Raw genomic sequence first — 16529 nt, 5'->3', positions numbered from 1 at the left:
GTTCTTCAGCGATGTTGATGACCTGCTCGGCCTCGACCATCGGGCGACGCGTTTCGCCGCGGCGGGCCAGGTAGATCAGCCGCTCGCCGGGCGCTTCGACATCCGGGTCCAGCCCGGCGGCCTGGGTCAGCGTGCGGCGCAGGCCCTCGACCATCGTGGCGCTGGCGAACTCCGACGGCGACGCGATGACCGCGTCGGTCAGCCGCAGGTCGTCGTCGGCCGAATACCAGCGCACGCGGGTTTCATCCAGGCCGATGTCGTGCAGCGAGCTGAGCATCCAGCCGGTCAGTTCACGCGGCAGCAGCAGCTTGCGCGTCTTCAAGATGCCGCGCGACAACAGCGCCTGGATGCGCGCCAGCGTCAGCACCATCCAGTGGTAGTAGTTGCGGTGGAACGGCGCGTCCATGTTGGCCAGCACGACCAGCGGCTCGTCCAGCCGCTTCCACAGCCCGGCGCTGCGCAGCACGGTGCCGCCGGCACCACGAGCCAACACATTCGGGTGCGGGTACGGGAACTCGCCCATCTGCAGGTGCCAGGGGTGCGGCTTCAGCACGCCGCCCTGGGTGCCGATCAGCAGGTGTACGTTGCGCACGCGCAGGTCGGTCACGCGGGCCAGGCTCAGTGTGGTGCCGACCATCTCGTGCGCGTGGCTGCGCACGCGGCCGGTGACGTCGACCACGTCGAACTGGCCGACCAGCGGTTCGTCGTGGAGCAGCGCATGGGCGGTGACACCCTCGGCGTGCAGCCAGTCGTCCCATTCGCGCAGCGGCCAGGTCTCGGGGCCGCGCGGGGCGCCGGTGCCGGCGTGCGCGGCTTCGAGCTCGGCGCGCAGCGTGTCGACGCGGCCGGCGGCCAGCAACGCCTGTTCGCGCAACGCGGCCAGCGCGGTGTGGCCCAGGCCGCCGAGCCTGGCGGCCGCGTCTTCCAGGTCGGCCACGGCCTGGTCGGCCTGCTTCATCGCCAACTGCGCGTCGAGCTGCTGGCGCAGCAGGTCGAGCAGCATCGCCAGGCCCGCGGCGCCCGGGGCGCCGAGCAGCGGGCGTTCACGCCGCAGCGCGTGGCGGCACAGCGCGACCATGTGTTGCAAMACGCACAGGCATTGGGCTCGGCAGCGGTGGCCGTCGAGCGTGCCGAACGCCGGGCCGATCTCGAACGGGAACACACCTTCCCAATGCGCCAGGTCCAGCGCACCGCTGTTGGCCAGCGCCCACAGGTGGCCCACGGCCCGGCGGATGTCGGCCAGCGTGAGCTCGTCGAGCGCCGGCAGCATACGTTCGAACGATGCCAGCGTCTGCTGGCAGCGCGCCTCGGTGTCGGCCAGGCTGACGGGGCTGTCATGGCGTGGCGCGTTGGCCAGCACCAGGCCGAGGGCGGCCATCGGCTCGGCCAAGGGGCCCAGTTGCTCCGGGTCCAGCTCGGCGGTGCCGACTTCGGGCAGCGCGCCGGCAGCGCTGGCAGCAACCGCCGCGCCGGACTGGTGCAGGCTCAGGTGGTCCAGCCGCAGTTGCGAGTGTTCGTCGAGCTGGCCCAGCTCGGCCAGGCGCTGGTAGGTCTCCTTGGCCAGCGCGATGTCGCCGTCATGGAAGGCGTATTCGGCCAGCAACTGCCAGGCGGCCGGTGTGGCCTGGTGCGCGGCTTCCAATGCCAGCAGCGGCGGGGCCAGTTGCTGCACGGTCGCGCCTTCGGCCCGCTTGAGCTTGGCATGCTCGGCCTGGATCGTCGGCTGCTTGGGCCAGGCCTTGGCGGCCCGCGCAACCAGCGCGTGCACCGACGGGCTCGGCGCCAGCTCACCCAGTGCCTCCAGCGCGGCGGCCAGCGAGAAACCGCCTGCCGGATCGGGCTCCTCTTCGTCGAGCATGATCTCGGCCAGTTGGCGCAGCACCGGCAGTGCGGCGCAGCGCACCGCGGCCGCGGTCAATGGGGCCTGCCAGCCGCGCGCATCGGGCCGGCCGGCGTGCGGCGCCAGGCGGTCCAGCCAGCCGGCCACGCGTTGCAGCGGCGGCAGCGTTTCGGAGGCACGGGCCACCATGGCCAGCGTGCCGACCACCTCTTGCGTCCAGCTCGCCTCGGGCTGCCAGCGTTGGCCCAGCGCGTCGATCAGCGCGAGGCTGGGCATGATGCTGGCTTCGCCTTTGATGCGGCGCAGCTGGCGCAACAGGCCCAGCGCGACGGCCTCGTGCTCGGGGGCTGCCAGCTGCTCGCACCAGCGCAGCGCGGCATCTGCCAACGGCTCGATGTGGCCCAAGGTGCCTTGCGCCCGCACCCAGGCCGGCGCCAGGCCCGCGCTCAGCGGCGTGCTGCCCTCGGGCAACAGGTGCCACCAGGCTTCGATCGCCTCGACCAACGCCTGCAGCTGCCATGGCGGCACATCAGCGCGGCCCTTGACCCACTCGACGTGCATCACCTGGGCCAGCTTGCCGCGCGCGGCCGGCGGCACATCGGGCTGGTTGAATTTCTGGTGCAGGTTCTCGGGGCCGGGCAGCGTCACGCCTTCCTTGGCGCATTGCTCGATCAGGCTGCTGAACCACAGCCGGCCCAGCGCCGGCACCACTGCTTGGGTACTGCTCATGCCTGCTCACTCCCGCCGGCCACCCAGGCCAGCTCGCGCTCGGCCAATGCAAGGTCGACGCTGAACGGTGCGTTGATGATGGACATCAGCGCATAGCCGCCCAAGTTGCGGCCCAGCAGCCAACGGTGCGATTGGCCGCGGATGATGGACAGATCGATGAAGGTCGGCAAATTGGCTTCCTCTTTGAATATCGACAGCACACGGGTGCCGGGCTGGGCCCAGATCAGGTTGGTGTAGGCCGCCCCCGGGGGGCCGGCGATGCCGCGCGCGGTGGCGAACAGGCGCACCTGCTCGGCCAGCGTCAGCGTCTCGGGGGCGACCGCCTCGAAGCCCATCGCTTCGGCGGCACGCTGGATGCGCACCTCCTCGACCAGCGGACGGCGGCCTTCGCCTCGGCGTGAAATGTAGAGCAGTCGTGTGGCATCTGGTGGCGAGGCCGGGTCGAGCCCGGCGTGGCGCCACATTGTCTGCCGCAGGCCCTCGATCAGCGACGGGCTGGCGAAGTCTATCGGCGAGACGAGCACGGCGTCGCTGAGCTGCAGGTCGTCGTCGCTGCCGTAGAGCAGCATCTGCTCCTCGGCGATGCCGATGGCTGCCAGCGAGCTGCGCATCCAGCCCGAGAGTTCACGCGGCAGCAGCAGCTTGCGGCCACCCACCAGCAGGCCACGGGCGCGCAAGGCCTCGATCCGCGCGAGGATCAGCAGCACCCAGTGGTAGTAGTTGCGGTGGTGGATCGCGTCCATGTTGGCCAGCACGACGACCGGCGTGTCCAGCCGTTGCCAGCGTGCGGGGCGCAGCAGCGCGCCGGCGGCACCCGGCCCGCCCCGCAGGCGCACGTGGCGGTGCTCGTACGGAAAGTCGCCCATCGTCAAATGCCACAGGCCGGGCCGCAGGATGCCGCCGCGTGGGCCGATCGCCAGGTGGCTGTTGCGCACCCGCAGGTCGGTGTGGTGCAGCAGGCTCAGCACCGTGGGCGCCGGCTGGTGGGCATGGCGTTGCAGCGTGCCGTCAGGCTGGACCGACTCGAACACGCCTTCCGGCGGTGCATCGTCGACCAGCGTCTGCGGGTGCAGGTCTTCGGCGCTCAGCCAGGCCGGCCAGTCGGCCAGCGGCAGCAACTCGTCGGCCGCCTGCTCCAGCTGGTCCAGCGGGCCTTCGGTCAGCAGGCAACGCACGCGCAGTTCTTCCAGCGGCGCCTGTCCCATCGCGCCGAGTCGTTCCTGCAGCGCCTGCACACCCTGCGTGGCGGCAGCGTTTTGGCGCAGCGTCCACTGCGCCTGCACGCGCAGTTCGGCCAGATAGAGCACCTGGCGCATGCTGGCTTCGGCAGGGCCGCCTTGCAGGGCCTGCGGTCGATCGAGCGCATGGTCGGCCAGGGCGAGCACATGCTGCAGCAAGGCATCGCCCAAAGCCTGGCAACGGTGCGCATCGACGCTGCCGTAGGCGGGCCCGAGTTCGAACGGGAAGGCGGCGAGCCACTGGCGGTGGCTGGCAAACGCCGCCGATTCGAATTGCGCCAGCTGACGCGCCTGCTGCAAACAGGCTTGCATCGTGGCGCCCACGGCTTGTGGCAACGCGGCGCGGCAATGGGCCACGGCGGCCTCGCCGGCGCTGACCAGCGCCGCGGCATCGAGCGCTGCGGTGTGGCTGGGCGGCTGGCGCAGCAGTGCGGCCAACGGGGCCAGCGCGTCGGCAAAAGGCCCGGTCTCATCGGGCGACCAGGCCGCCTCGGCGGCCGCTGCAGCACTGTCGCTCGCCGCGTCGAGCGCGATGCTGTCCTCGTCACGCGAGAGCAGGTGGCTCATGCGCATGCGGTCTTGCGGGGTCAGCTGGCGGCGCTCGTCGAGCTGGCGGTAGATCGCCAGGGCACCGGGCTCATCACCGCCGTGGAAGCGGATGCCGGCGAGCCAGCTCATCGCCATCGCCCAGCCGGGCAGTGCGGGATCGATGGGTTCGAGCAAGGCGTCCAGCGCGGCAAGCTCGGCGCCTTCGGCGTGGGCGATGCGTGCACGGCCCTGCTGCACACCGGGCTGGCGCGGCCAGCGCACGGCCCCTTGCTCCAGCAGCGCGCGCGTTGTCGCGTCGGGCGCCAGCTGTGCCAGCAAGCCCAGCCACGACACGACCAGTGGTTCGAGCTCGGCGTCCAGCGGATCCTGCTTCAACAGTGCGGCCGCCACGCGCTGCATCGCCGGCACCTGCAGCGTGCGCTGCGCCAGCCGGCCCAGCTCGCGCCAGCTTTGCGCGTCGGAATGAGGGTTGGCTTCCGCCGCATCGAGCAAGGCCGGCAGCCAGGCGGCGGCCTCGCACAGGCGGTCGAAGCCTTCGGCCTCGCGGGCCAGCGCGAGCACGGCGGCGAGCAGTGGCGCAGCCCAGGCGCGGTCGGGTTGCCAGGCGGGGCGCAGCTGCTCGAGCAGGGCCTGCAGTGCCGGCCACTGCCGGTGTTGGCGCAGCTGGCGCAGCAGGGCGGCGAGTGCTTGTTCGGCCTCGTCTTCGGCTGCCAGTGCACCGATGGCGGCTGCAGCCGCGGTCAGCTCCGAATGGCGGCCACGTGCGCCCAGGCTGCGTATCCATGCCGGCGCCAGCCCGGTGGCGAGGCGGTCCAGGTCGTCCAGCCCGTGCCAGGCGAGCGCGATGGTGTCGATGAAGGCGTCCTGCAGCGCCGCCGGCGGTTCGTCCAGCGTCTTCAGCCACTCGGATTGCACCGCGTGCGCCAGGCGCGCCCAGGCGGCCGCAGGGGCGTCGGGCCGGCTCAGCTTGTCGGCCAGCGCCGTACCGCCCGGCAGCGGCCGGCCGAGCGTGTTGGACAAGGTTTGCCAGTGCGCCCACAGGCCGGCAGGCGGCGTTGCAGTCAGCGGCTCAAGTGGCAGTGGCGGGGTCGGTTCGGCGGGCACGATTCGAAGTACACCACAGGCGGCGTTACTGGATGTCGCATGCCTGGCCGCTCAATCCGCCATTCGCGCCGTCGGTCAAGCCGCCGGCTGTCGGCGTCCCGCGTGCCGGCGATTTGTGCAATATCGAATTGCGACGCGGCGGACTTCGCGGGAAGACGCTCTACCAAGTCACGGATTGCGCCTGCCGCAGGCGGCGGCACGCCGCATCAAGACCTGGTGCACGTCGCCGTGACCAACGGCCTGTAGGTTGTGGGCGATGTGGTGACGTCGCGGCCGGAGGCGACGCCTGGCTGGATCCGGCCATTCGGCTTTCGAACCGATCGTCGTTGGCGTAACCAGTTATGTACTGGCGTCAACGGATCGCAGCGGTGCGCTGAGCGCCGCGGCAACTGGCCGTCGGCGCTGTCAGCGTGACCTCAAGCGGCCATGAAGCCCAGGTTGCGCTGGCTGTAGTTCCAGCCAGCCAGGCCTGGCAGCACGGCCAGCAACTCGCTGTCGGTCAGACCGAACCACTTGCCCAGCGTGGCGGCGTAGGCCTCGACGCTGGTGGTCGGCAGCAACGCGCCGCCTTGCACCTGGTCGGCGCTGTTGAAGCCGCCCTTGCCGTCGGACAGGCCGTAGGCCGGCAGCTTGCCATAGATGTCGCCGCCCTTGACGGCGCCGCCCATCACGAAGTGGTGGCCGCCCCAGCCGTGGTCCGAGCCGTCGCCGTTGGCGGCGAGCGTGCGGCCGAAGTCGCTGGCGGTGAAGGTGGTGACGAAATCGTCGACGCCCATCGCGGTCGTCACGTTGTCGAAGTAGCTCAGGCCATGCGCCAGCTGCGCCATCAGGCGGGTGTGGCGCGACGGCTGCAGGTCGTGCGTGTCGAAGCCGCTCAGCGTGACGAAGAAGACCTGGCGCGCCATGCCCAGCGTGCTGCGGCCGGCGACCATGCGGGCCACGGCCTGCAACTGCGCCGCCAGCGGGTTGGGCATCAGCGTGTTGGTTTCGGGATCGAGGAACTGCAGCTTCGGGTCCAGTTGGCCTTCGCCCAGACCACCGGTGCCCCAAGGGCCGGCGCCGGCACCGGGCAGGGCGCCCGACAGCAGCAGATCGGCGTCGACCGAACGGCCGACGACGCTGGCGTGTTCGCGCTCGGCGACACTGTTGTTGCGGGCCCCGCGCATCAGCGCAACCATGCGCTGCTGGACGGCTGCCGAGCCATAGACCGTGCCGTCGACGCCACCGATGTGGATGGAACCGGTGGGCGCCAGCTGGTAGGGCCGCGAGCCTTGGCCAGACAGCCAGACCGCATTGCCGCTGACGCTGACCGACGTGAACATCGACTTGGCGTTGGCCGACAGCACGCGGTCGGCCATCAGGCCGCCCCAGCCGCGCGTGGTGCCTTCGGCCGAGAACGATTGCCAGACCGACTGCTGGTCGTTGTGCGAGAACAGCTTGGGCGGCTTCGGCGCGGTGCCCGCGAGGAAGGCGGTCTTGGTCGTCGGGCCGCACAGGGGGCCGACGTTGCTGATGCAGGCCAGGCGTTGCGAGGCAAACAGGTTGCGCACGGCGCCCAGCGTCGGGTGCAGGGCCAACGTGCGGCCTTGCGCATTGATCGGGCTGATCGGCAGCACGCCGCCGAGACGGGCATGCAGCGAGCCGCTTTGCTGCGGTGGCGTGCCGGGGGCTGCCAGCGCGATGCCTTCCGAGCTGGTTTCGCGGGCCGCGTTGTAGGCAGCCCAGGAGCCGCTGTCGGTGGCCAGCAGCGTGTTGTAGGCGTCGTTGCCGCCGGTCAGGAAGATGCAGACCAGGGCCTTGTAGCCGCCGGTGCTGGCGGCAGCGGCTGGGCCCATCGCGGCTAGGCTGAGGCCCAGGCCGCCGAGGCCGGACAGTGCCGGCTGGCTCAGGCCAAGGGCGACGCCGCGGCGCAGCAGTTCACGACGGGTGGGATTCGAGAGCGGACGGGTCATGGCGGTCGGGCTGGTCAGGGTCGTGCGGTCGGAGATCGTCACTTCTGGACGATGAATTCGGGAGTCACCAGCGGCATCGCCACGGCGGTCCAGACGCGATTGGTCTTGGCCTTGTCGACCAGTGCCTTGTTGCTGCCGTCCGGCTTCAGCACCGGCACGGTGATCGAGGTCACGGCGTTGATCAGCTCGGTGCGCAGCGCGCTGTTGGCCGGTTCGCCGAAGTAGCGCAGGTTGACCTTGTCGACCAGACCGGCCGGGTCCAGCGCCAGCGGTTGCAGCGCGGTGTAGTTCAGCTGCAGATCGGCCCGTGCGGCCTTGCCGTCGAGGCCACGCGGGCCAACGCCGGACTTGACCGCGGTGATCATGTAGTTGGCGTAGCCGGCCACGCTGGATTCGTCGGTGATCTGCATCTCGGGCAGCGTCATGCCGAGCGAGGCCGCTTCGCCACCCGACGGGATGTAGCCGGGGCGGTAGAAGTTGAAGACGCTGGGTGAACGCAGCGGCGTTTGCGCCAGTTGCAGGCCCGGGTCGTCGGTGAAGTTCATCAACACCTTGCCGTTGTCGCTCTTGGCGCCGAAGGCGCGCAGGAACGCGGTCAGGCGCAGCACCGGCTCTTTGACCTTGCCGTACTGCGAGCCGGCGGCCAGCGTGGCCGAGCGGGCTTCGTTGTCGAGCAGGATCGTGCGGAACACGGCCTTCATGTCGCCGCGAACGCCGGAGCCGTTGTTGTTGAACACCGCCGCCACGCGGGCCACGTAGGCCGGGCTGGGGGCGCTGGTGACCAGGCGCTGGATCAGTTGGCGGCTGATGAACGGGCCGACGTTCGGGTGCACGAACAGCGTGTCCAGCGCCGCCTTCAGGCTGGCCGACGGGTCGGCCACGCCTTGTGCCGCCACCGTGGTGCCGAGGAAGCTCTTGGGCAGCATCGAGTGGTACTGCGGGTAGCCCTGCATCGGGATCACCAGGCGCAGCGGGTCTTGCGTCGAGCCGGCGAAGCGGCTGTTCAGCTGGTCCGGGCCGCCCCACGAGAAACCGGTGAAGACGGAGGACAGGCCTTCGATGTCGCCGGAGCCGTAGGTGTCGAGCAGTGCGCCGTTGCCGTCCTTCTTGGGCGTGCCATCGGCGTTCAGCTGCATCAGACCGATGGTGAACAGCTGCATGATTTCGCGGGCGAAGTTCTGGTCCGGCACGCGGCCCAGCAGCAGGTCTTCCTTGCGGTTCTTCAGGTGCGACAGGTACAGGCCCATCGCCGGGTGCATCGCCACGTCTTGCAGCAGCGTGCGGAAGTTGCCGAACGCGTTGCGGCCGAGCATGTCGTTGTAAGAGGCCACGGCCTGGCCGCGCTCGCTGGCCAGGTCGTAGGTCGAGACGACGAAGATTTCCGACAGTGCGAACACCGCGCGCTGGCGCAGTTGGTCGTCGGCCTGCAATGCCTGTTGGTAGAACGACGAGACCACGCTCGGTGCACCGGCGGTGGCCTTCGGATCTTTCACTTTCGCGGCCGCGTCGTCGGTGTTCCAGCGGGTCAGGTGCACGGCCTTGGCCGGCTTGGCCAATTGCTCGTCGACCCAGCCGGAGGCGCCGAGCGTCATCGTGCGGGTCACCTCGGCCTCGGTCGGGCCGAAGCTGGCTTGCGTCAGCAGGCGGAAGGCATCGGCGCGGGTCGTGCCGGCGGGCAGGTTGACGCCTTGGGCGGTCTCGGTGCCGGCTTGGGTGCCGTCCGTGCCGGCCTGGGTGCCACCGCTGTTGCCGGTCTGACCAGATTGGCTGGTTTGTCCGGTCTCACCGCTTTGGGCGGTCTCGGCGGTCGTCGTTTCCTCGCCACTCCCGCCGCCGCCGCACGCGGCGAGGCACAGGGAAGCGAGCAGAGCAGCAATTTGGGTGCGCCGGGGCAGGACCAGGGCGAAGGATGCGGGCATGCGTATCTCGACTTGACAAACAAAAAGGTGCAGGAATGCACCCTTCTGTTGCGAGATATCGGCCGGCCCCGAGGCTGGTTAAGCCGGGGGGCGTGCCAAACTGCTACCGCAAGGGCCGAGTTGGCCCTTCTTTACCTGCCGTTTACCGTCAGATCATGCCCAGCTCGCGGATGCGGGCGATGACCTGGTCGGCCGCCTGTTCGGCATTGACCGAAGTCGTATCCAAACGCAACTCCGGCAGCTCCGGCGCCTCGTAGGGGCTCGAGATGCCGGTGAAGTTGGCGATCTCGCCGCGGCGGGCCTTCTTGTACAGGCCCTTCACGTCACGGTCTTCGGCCACATTCAGCGGCGTGTCGACGTGGATCTCGACGAACTCGCCGACACCCAGCAGGCCGCGCGCCATCGCCCGTTCCGAACGGAACGGCGAGATGAAGGCGGTCAGCACGATCAGGCCGGAGTCGACCATCAGGCGCGCCACTTCCGAGACGCGGCGGATGTTCTCCACCCGGTCGGCTTCGGTGAAGCCCAGGTCCTTGTTCAGGCCGTGGCGGATGTTGTCGCCGTCCAGCAGATAGGTGTGGCGGCCCATCGCGTGCAGCTTCTTCTCGACCAGGTTCGCGATCGTCGACTTGCCGGCACCGGACAGGCCGGTGAACCACAGCACGCCAGGACGCTGGCCCTTGGCCTTGGCGCGGGCGATCTTGTCCACGTCCACATGCTGCATGTGGATGTTGTGCGAGCGGCGCAGCGCGAAGTGCAGCATGCCCGCGCCGACCGTGTTGTTGGTCAGGCGGTTGATCAGGATGAAGCCACCGGTGTCGCGGTTGACCGTGTACGGATCGAACGCGATCGGGCGGTCCAGCGCCAGGTTGACGACACCGATTTCGTTCAGGCCCAGCTGCTTGGCGGCCAGGTGCTCCATCGTGTTGACGTTGACCTTGTACTTCGGCTCGGTGATCGAGGCGGTCACGGTCTGCGTGCCGATCTTCATCAGGAACGAACGGCCCGGCATCATCGGCTCGTCATGCATCCAGACCAGTGCGGCTTCGAACTGGTCGGCCACTTCGGCCGGCGAGTCGACGCCCGAGATCACGTCGCCGCGCGAGATGTCGATCTCGTCTTCCAGCGTGAGGGTGATCGACTGGCCGGCCACGGCCAGCGGCAGGTCGCCGTTGAGGGTGACGATGCGCGCGACCTTGCTCTCGCGGCCCGAGGGCTGGGCACGGATGCGGTCGCCCGGCTTGATCATGCCGGCGGTGATGACGCCGCAGAAACCGCGGAAGTCGAGGTTCGGGCGGTTGACCCACTGCACCGGCATGCGGAAGGCTTCCTTCTGCAGGCGGGATTCGTCGACTTCGCAGGTTTCCAGGAAGCCCATCAGCGTCGGGCCGTGGTACCAGGGCGTCTTCTCGCTGGCCACCAGCATGTTGTCGCCCTTCAGGCCCGACAAGGGGATGCTGGTGACGTCGTTCAGGCCGATCTGCTTGGCGAACTCGAGGTATTCCTCGTTGATCTGGTTGAAGACCTTCTCGGAGTAGTCGACCAGGTCCATCTTGTTGATGGCCAGCACGACCTTGCGCACGCCGATCAGGCTCACCAGGTAGCTGTGGCGGCGGGTCTGCGTCAGCACGCCCTTGCGCGCGTCGATCAGGACCACGGCCACGTCGGCGGTCGAGGCGCCGGTGATCATGTTGCGCGTGTACTGCTCGTGGCCCGGGGTGTCGGCAACGATGAACTTGCGCTTGTCGGTCGAGAAGAAGCGGTAGGCSACGTCRATSGTGATGCCCTGCTCGCGCTCGGCGGCCAAGCCGTCGACCAGCAGTGCGAAGTCGATGTCACCGCCTTGGGTGCCCCACTTCTTCGAGTCGTTCTCGATGGCGGCCAGCTGGTCTTCGAAGAGCATCTTCGATTCGTACAGCAGGCGGCCGATGACGGTCGACTTGCCGTCGTCGACGGAGCCGCAGGTGATGAAACGCAGCAGGCTCTTCTTCTCGTGCTGCTTCAGGTACTTTTCAATGTCGACTGCGATCAGGTCCGATTGGTGGGCCATGACTTACCTCAATAGCTGTGTTGTGTGAATGGAGATGAAGGCGGCGGGCTTAGAAGTAGCCCTCCTGCTTTTTCTTCTCCATTGAGGCGGCGGCATCGTGGTCGATCATGCGGCCCTGGCGCTCCGACGTCTTGGTCAGCAGCATTTCCTGGATGATGGCCGGCAGCGTGTCGGCAGTCGATTCCACGGCGCCCGACAGCGGGTAGCAGCCCAGCGTGCGGAAGCGAACGTTCTTCATCATCGGCACTTCGCCTTCGCGCAGCGGCATGCGGTCGTCGTCGACCATGATCAGCGTGCCGTCGCGGTCAACGACCGGACGCTCGGCTGCGAAGTACAGCGGCACGATGGGCACGTTTTCCAGGTAGATGTATTGCCAGATGTCGAGCTCGGTCCAGTTCGAGATCGGGAACACGCGGATCGACTCGCCCTTTTGCTTGCGGCCGTTGTACAGGCGCCAGAGTTCAGGGCGCTGGTTCTTCGGGTCCCAGCGGTGCTGCGCCGAGCGGAAGCTGAAGATGCGTTCCTTGGCGCGGCTCTTTTCTTCGTCGCGGCGAGCGCCACCGAAGGCGGCGTCGAAGCCGTACTTGTCCAGCGCCTGCTTCAGGCCTTGCGTCTTCCACATGTCGGTGTGGATCTGCGAACCGTGCGTGAACGGGTTGATGCCCAGTTCCTGCGCTTCCGGGTTGTGGTGCACCAGCAGTTCCATGCCCAATTCCTTGGCCATGCGGTCGCGCATCTCGTACATCGCGCGGAACTTCCACGTGGTGTCCACGTGCAGCAGCGGGAAGGGCGGGGGCGACGGGAAGAAGGCCTTCTTGGCCAGGTGCAGCATCACCGCCGAGTCTTTGCCGATCGAATACAGCATCACCGGGTTGTCGGCCTCGGCGACGACCTCGCGCATGATGTGAATGCTTTCGGCCTCCAGCCGCTGCAAGTGGGTCAGGTTCATGGGGGTGTCCGTTGTTTCAGGCAGGGAAGGGAAGGAAATCGAGGCGGCGCGGGGCCGGGCTTCGGGCGGCGCCGCGATGATCGCAGCGGGGTTCGCTGCACCGGCGTTGGCCAGCGGCGAAAACGTGATGGAAGTGGGCGCGGCGGCGACCGGCGTACGGGCGGGCACGGCGGGCGCCGGTGGCAGCGGCGTGGCTGGTGAGGCCGGTTCGGGAGCCTGCCGAACGCGCGGCGCCAACGGCCCGGGCAACAGTTGCAAGCGCGGATGCGCGGTCAGCCATTGCTGAACCTTGGGCACACGGCGAAAGTCCGGCCCGTGCAGATACACCCGCCACGGGCCAGCCGCACTGCGCAGCAGCCGGGCCAGGAAATCGAGATAGACGTCGGCCGAGGCCAGCGTGCCGGGCACCGGCAACCAGGCCAGGCTGCCGCGCGGCCGGCTGGCGACCAGCACACCACCCGGCGTTGGCCGATCGGGATGGGCCAGGCTGCCGGCCCAGGCCAGCTGCAAGCCTTCGGCGCGCGCTTGTTCGACCGCCGCTGGCCACGTCTGCGCCAGCCAGTCGGCTTCTGTGGTTGAGCGGGCGGCTTTGGCCTCCCGTAGCGAAACCAGTGCCAAACCCCAGCGCTGCAGCAGGCGCGACACCGCGCGCGGCTCCAGCGTGACGCCGAAATGGCGGGAAGCCACGGTGCGTAGCGACAACCCCGTCCACAGCGCAGGCGGCAAACCGTGCCGCTCCGGCAGATCGGTCAGCGCGGCCAAACGCAGCGACTGCTCCTGCTCGACGCTCAGCACCCGGCCGTCGCCCTTGGGCCGGCCGCGTGCCCCAACCGCAATCGCCGTCCAGCCACCCGCCTCGAACGCGCGGTAGGCCTGGATGATCGTCGGCACGCTCAGCCCGGTCTCCTGCTGGATCTCGCTCAGGCTGCGCCCGTCGACACGCAACTCCACCGCACGCCGACGGCGCGCGTTCAGCGCAGCGATGTCCGGGGTGGGTGATGTCACGAATCACGGTCAGAAAATGTTTTAGGGGATTGGATTGTGGCACGCGCCGGGCACAATAACGAATCCCTCATTTGTATATGTGACTTATGAACACCTCTGCTGCTGCCCTGCTCGAGCAACTGACCCCGCTGATGCGGGATGCCGGCCAGGTGATCATGGACATTTATGCGACCGACTTCGATGTGACCAAGAAGGGTGACGAGTCGCCGGTCACGCAAGCCGACCAGAAGGCTGAAGCCGTGATCCTGGCCGGCCTCGCCAAGATCGCACCGGGGATCCCGGTCGTGGCCGAAGAGGCTGTTTCTGCCGGCAACATTCCGGATGTGAGCGACCGCTTCTTTCTGGTCGACCCGCTCGACGGGACCAAGGAATTCATCAGCCGCAACGGCGAGTTCACCGTCAACATCGCGCTGATCGAGCACGGCAAGCCGGTGCTGGGCTTGGTCTACGCGCCGGCGATCGGCCGCATGTTCACCGGCGCCGCCGGTGCCGGAGCCTGGGTTGAAGACAAGGACGGCAAGCGCGCGATCCAGTGCCGTGCGGTGCCGGCCGAAGGCCTGACCGTGGTTGCCAGCCGTTCGCATGGCGACGAAACCGCGCTCGACGCCTTCCTGGGTGGCCGCAAGGTCGCCTCGCGCACCAACGCCGGCTCGTCGCTGAAGCTGTGCCTGGTGGCCGCCGGCGAGGCCGATCTGTACCCGCGCCTGGGCCGGACGATGGAATGGGACATCGCCGCGGGCGATGCCGTGCTGCGTGCCGCAGGCGGCAGGGTCACTGTGGTGGCCGACGGCGCCGATTTGCGCTACGGTAAGCCGGGTTTCGACAATCCGCATTTCGCAGCCAGCGGCTTGGCCTGATACAAGGCCGGGCCGGCGGGCCCGAAGAAGATGGACGGGGGGTGGCCATGTCAAGATGGTCCGAAGGTGCGGAGCCTGCTCCGCGTGGGTTGCGCCGCTGGCTTGCCTCGGCGCTGACTGGTGTTTGTCTGCTCACCGCCGGGGCCGCCGCCCTGGCCCAGGCTGGGTTGCCCAGCCATGGCCCGATGGTGGGCGCTGTCACCACCGACAGTGCCGCCGTGTGGGCGCGTTGGAGCGGGCCTGGCACCGCCCATGTCACCTACAAGTCCACCGGCGCCGGGGCGTCGGTCGATGGCCCTGACGTCGAGATCTCCGAAGTCCACGACTTCACCGGCCGCTTCGCGCTGCCCGGGCTGAAGGCCAACACCACCTACAGCTACACGCTGCAGTTCACCGACGCGCTCGGTGAGGTCAGCCGCAATGCGCCGTCGTACTTCCGCACGCCGGTCAAGCTGCCGACTTCGCTCAGCTTCAGCGTGCTGGGCGACTTCATGACCCGCCAGCGTTCCAGCAAGGCACTGCGCACGGCAGCCACGCCGCGGCCCAACTTCGTGCTCATCGTCGGCGACCTGGACCACTCCGACCCGGCCCGGCTGCCGAACACACAAGACTATTACCCGATCGAACAGGCCGACACGGTGCTCACCAACCTGCGCCAGATGCGTCGCCTGATGCGCGATCCGGCCCAGCCGCTCGGCGCTGACTTCGTCAAGTCCTTCGTCACCTCGAAGACCGCGCAGCAGTTGCAGATCCCGCTGTACTACGCCTGGGACGATCACGACTTCTGCATGAACGGGGCGGATTCGCATTGCCCGTTCGGCGACCTGGCCCGTGCGGTCTACCGCGACTACTTTTTGCCGGCGGCCGACAACGGCCTGCGCGAAGACCAGCTCTGCGGCGAGACCGGCGACTGGCAAAGCTTCAGCCATGGCAACCTGGCCAGCTTCTTCTTGCTCGACGCGCGCAGCAACCGCGACCCAGCCACCGGCCGATTGCTTGGCGAATGCCAGAAGCAATGGCTGCTCGATGGCCTGTCGCGTTCGACGGCGGTGTGGAAGTTCATCGTCTCGCCGATCACCTTCAACCCGACGACCAAGCCCTGGGACGCCTGGGGCGCGTTCCCGTCCGAGCGGGCCGAACTGCTCAACTTTATCCAGGAGCACCAGATCGCCAACGTCATCGTGTTGAGCGCCGATATCCACTCGGGCGGCGCCGTCGACGACGGCCTCATTGCCGGCTTGCCGGAGGTGTCGGCGCCCCATGCCAACATGCCGTCGACCTGGGTCGACACCTACTGCCGACTCGACCCGGCGGACAGCCGGCTGCTGGTCAGCGCGCCGGGCACCTGGAAGCTCGGTGGCTTTGTCGAACCGAACCTGCAGCACGACCCGGTGGCCTGCCTGGGCATGGACTATTCGAAGAAGCGAGTCGCGCTGCTGGGCCAACCGCCGTTCCCGCTGCCCGGTACTGACGGCCCGGGTTTTCTGAAGGTCGACGTGACCAGCAACTCGGTCTCGATCCGCGTGATGGACGCCGATGGCCAGCTGAAGCAAGGCTATGCTGCCGACGGAAATCCCGCGGACATGAAACTTGAGCTCTTCCGGTAGGCCGTCAGCGCCCCCGCCCAGCCCCTGCCCCGATCCCCTCGCCGAGCCTTCGCCAGCGCGCGACCAGCCGCTGGCGGGCTGGCGCGTGGCAGTGGTTCATGGGCCGGGCCTGCTGGCGCGCCAGCGCACCCTGCCGGCACTGCTGCCCGAGCTGTCGCTGATCGGTCCGCGCCGGGTCACTCAGGTGCGTCCCGACGGGGTGCTGGCCTGGGGCCGCAAGCCCAGCGCCAAGCGCGCCGAGGCCTGGGCCCATGAGCAGCGGCTGCCGTTGATCCGGCTCGAAGACGGCTTTCTGCGTTCGGTCGGGCTCGGTGCGGATGAACCACCGCTGTCGGTCGTCATCGACCCGGTCGGCATCTACTACGACGCGGGTGGGCCGTCGCGGCTGGAGCAGTTGGTGGCTCAGCCGCTGACCGAGTCGCAGCAAGATCGCGCGCTGGCGTTGGCCGCACGTTGGCGCGAAGCCCGGGTGTCCAAGTACAACCAGGCGCGCGAGGCGCCCGGCCTGGTGCGCGAAGGCGACGTGCTGGTGATCGACCAGACCTTCGGCGACGCGTCGATCGCCTACGGCAGCGCGACGCCGGCCAGCTTCACGCGCATGCTCGAGGCCGCACTCGACGAGCATCCGTCTGCGCGCGTGCTGCTCAAGGTCCACCCCGATGTGGTGGCGGGCCGCAAGCGTGGTCACTTTGCGCAGCTGTCGCCCGGCGCAGCAGCGCGGGTGCAATTG

Annotated in this window: 9 protein-coding genes; 3 read left to right on the top strand and 6 right to left on the bottom strand. The window is 68.7% G+C overall.

Annotated features, from left to right (window positions below; translation table 11 throughout):
• The 6 genes from AC1DYI_RS11535 to cysD form a co-directional block, all read right to left on the bottom strand.
• Positions 1 to 2569, bottom strand: a 2569-nt coding sequence (locus AC1DYI_RS11535) for a glycosyltransferase family 61 protein (protein WP_477204251.1), incomplete at its 3' end; no start/stop codon positions are given.
• Positions 2566 to 5460, bottom strand: coding sequence for a glycosyltransferase 61 family protein (locus AC1DYI_RS11530; protein ID WP_477204250.1), 2895 nt, complete (start codon positions 5458 to 5460; stop codon positions 2566 to 2568). The genes AC1DYI_RS11535 and AC1DYI_RS11530, both read right to left, overlap by 4 nt.
• 416 nt (positions 5461 to 5876) lie before the next feature.
• Positions 5877 to 7412 carry a DUF1501 domain-containing protein gene (locus AC1DYI_RS11525; RefSeq protein WP_477204249.1) on the bottom strand — a complete coding sequence of 512 codons (1536 nt, stop codon included), beginning with the start codon at positions 7410 to 7412 and terminating at the stop codon, positions 5877 to 5879.
• A 38-nt stretch (positions 7413 to 7450) separates the two neighbouring features.
• Positions 7451 to 9331, bottom strand: coding sequence for a DUF1800 domain-containing protein (locus tag AC1DYI_RS11520; protein WP_477204248.1), 1881 nt, complete (start codon positions 9329 to 9331; stop codon positions 7451 to 7453).
• Positions 9332 to 9479: 148 nt separating this feature from the next.
• Positions 9480 to 11381, bottom strand: coding sequence for a sulfate adenylyltransferase subunit CysN (gene cysN, locus AC1DYI_RS11515; protein WP_477204247.1), 1902 nt, complete (start codon positions 11379 to 11381; stop codon positions 9480 to 9482).
• Between the two features lie 49 nt (positions 11382 to 11430).
• Complete coding sequence (gene cysD / locus AC1DYI_RS11510; RefSeq protein WP_477204252.1) at positions 11431 to 12330, bottom strand: sulfate adenylyltransferase subunit CysD; 900 nt, start codon at positions 12328 to 12330, stop codon at positions 11431 to 11433.
• 1091 nt (positions 12331 to 13421) lie between these two features.
• Here cysD and cysQ point away from each other — a divergent pair.
• The 3 genes from cysQ to AC1DYI_RS11495 form a co-directional block, all read left to right on the top strand.
• Positions 13422 to 14192, top strand: coding sequence for a 3'(2'),5'-bisphosphate nucleotidase CysQ (cysQ, locus tag AC1DYI_RS11505; RefSeq protein WP_477204246.1), 771 nt, complete (start codon positions 13422 to 13424; stop codon positions 14190 to 14192).
• 47 nt (positions 14193 to 14239) lie between these two features.
• The gene (locus tag AC1DYI_RS11500) at positions 14240 to 15799 is read left to right on the top strand and encodes an alkaline phosphatase D family protein (protein WP_477204245.1); all 1560 of its coding nucleotides are present in this window, start codon (positions 14240 to 14242) and stop codon (positions 15797 to 15799) included.
• Positions 15800 to 15884: 85 nt separating this feature from the next.
• Positions 15885 to 16529, top strand: a 645-nt coding sequence (locus AC1DYI_RS11495; protein ID WP_477204244.1) for a capsular polysaccharide export protein, LipB/KpsS family, incomplete at its 3' end; no start/stop codon positions are given.

Source organism: Ideonella sp. P3_A4 (assembly GCF_056403075.1).
The sequence above is the reverse complement of the archived record's forward strand: the minus strand, read 5'-3'. Positions and strand labels throughout refer to the sequence as shown.

Coding starts and splice junctions, on each gene's coding strand:
- AC1DYI_RS11525 (WP_477204249.1), bottom strand. CDS start 7,412: ATGACCCGTCCGCTCTCGAATCCCACCCGTCGTGAACTGCTGCGCCGC.
- cysQ (WP_477204246.1), top strand. CDS start 13,422: ATGAACACCTCTGCTGCTGCCCTGCTCGAGCAACTGACCCCGCTGATG.
- AC1DYI_RS11520 (WP_477204248.1), bottom strand. CDS start 9,331: ATGCCCGCATCCTTCGCCCTGGTCCTGCCCCGGCGCACCCAAATTGCT.
- AC1DYI_RS11500 (WP_477204245.1), top strand. CDS start 14,240: ATGTCAAGATGGTCCGAAGGTGCGGAGCCTGCTCCGCGTGGGTTGCGC.
- cysD (WP_477204252.1), bottom strand. CDS start 12,330: ATGAACCTGACCCACTTGCAGCGGCTGGAGGCCGAAAGCATTCACATC.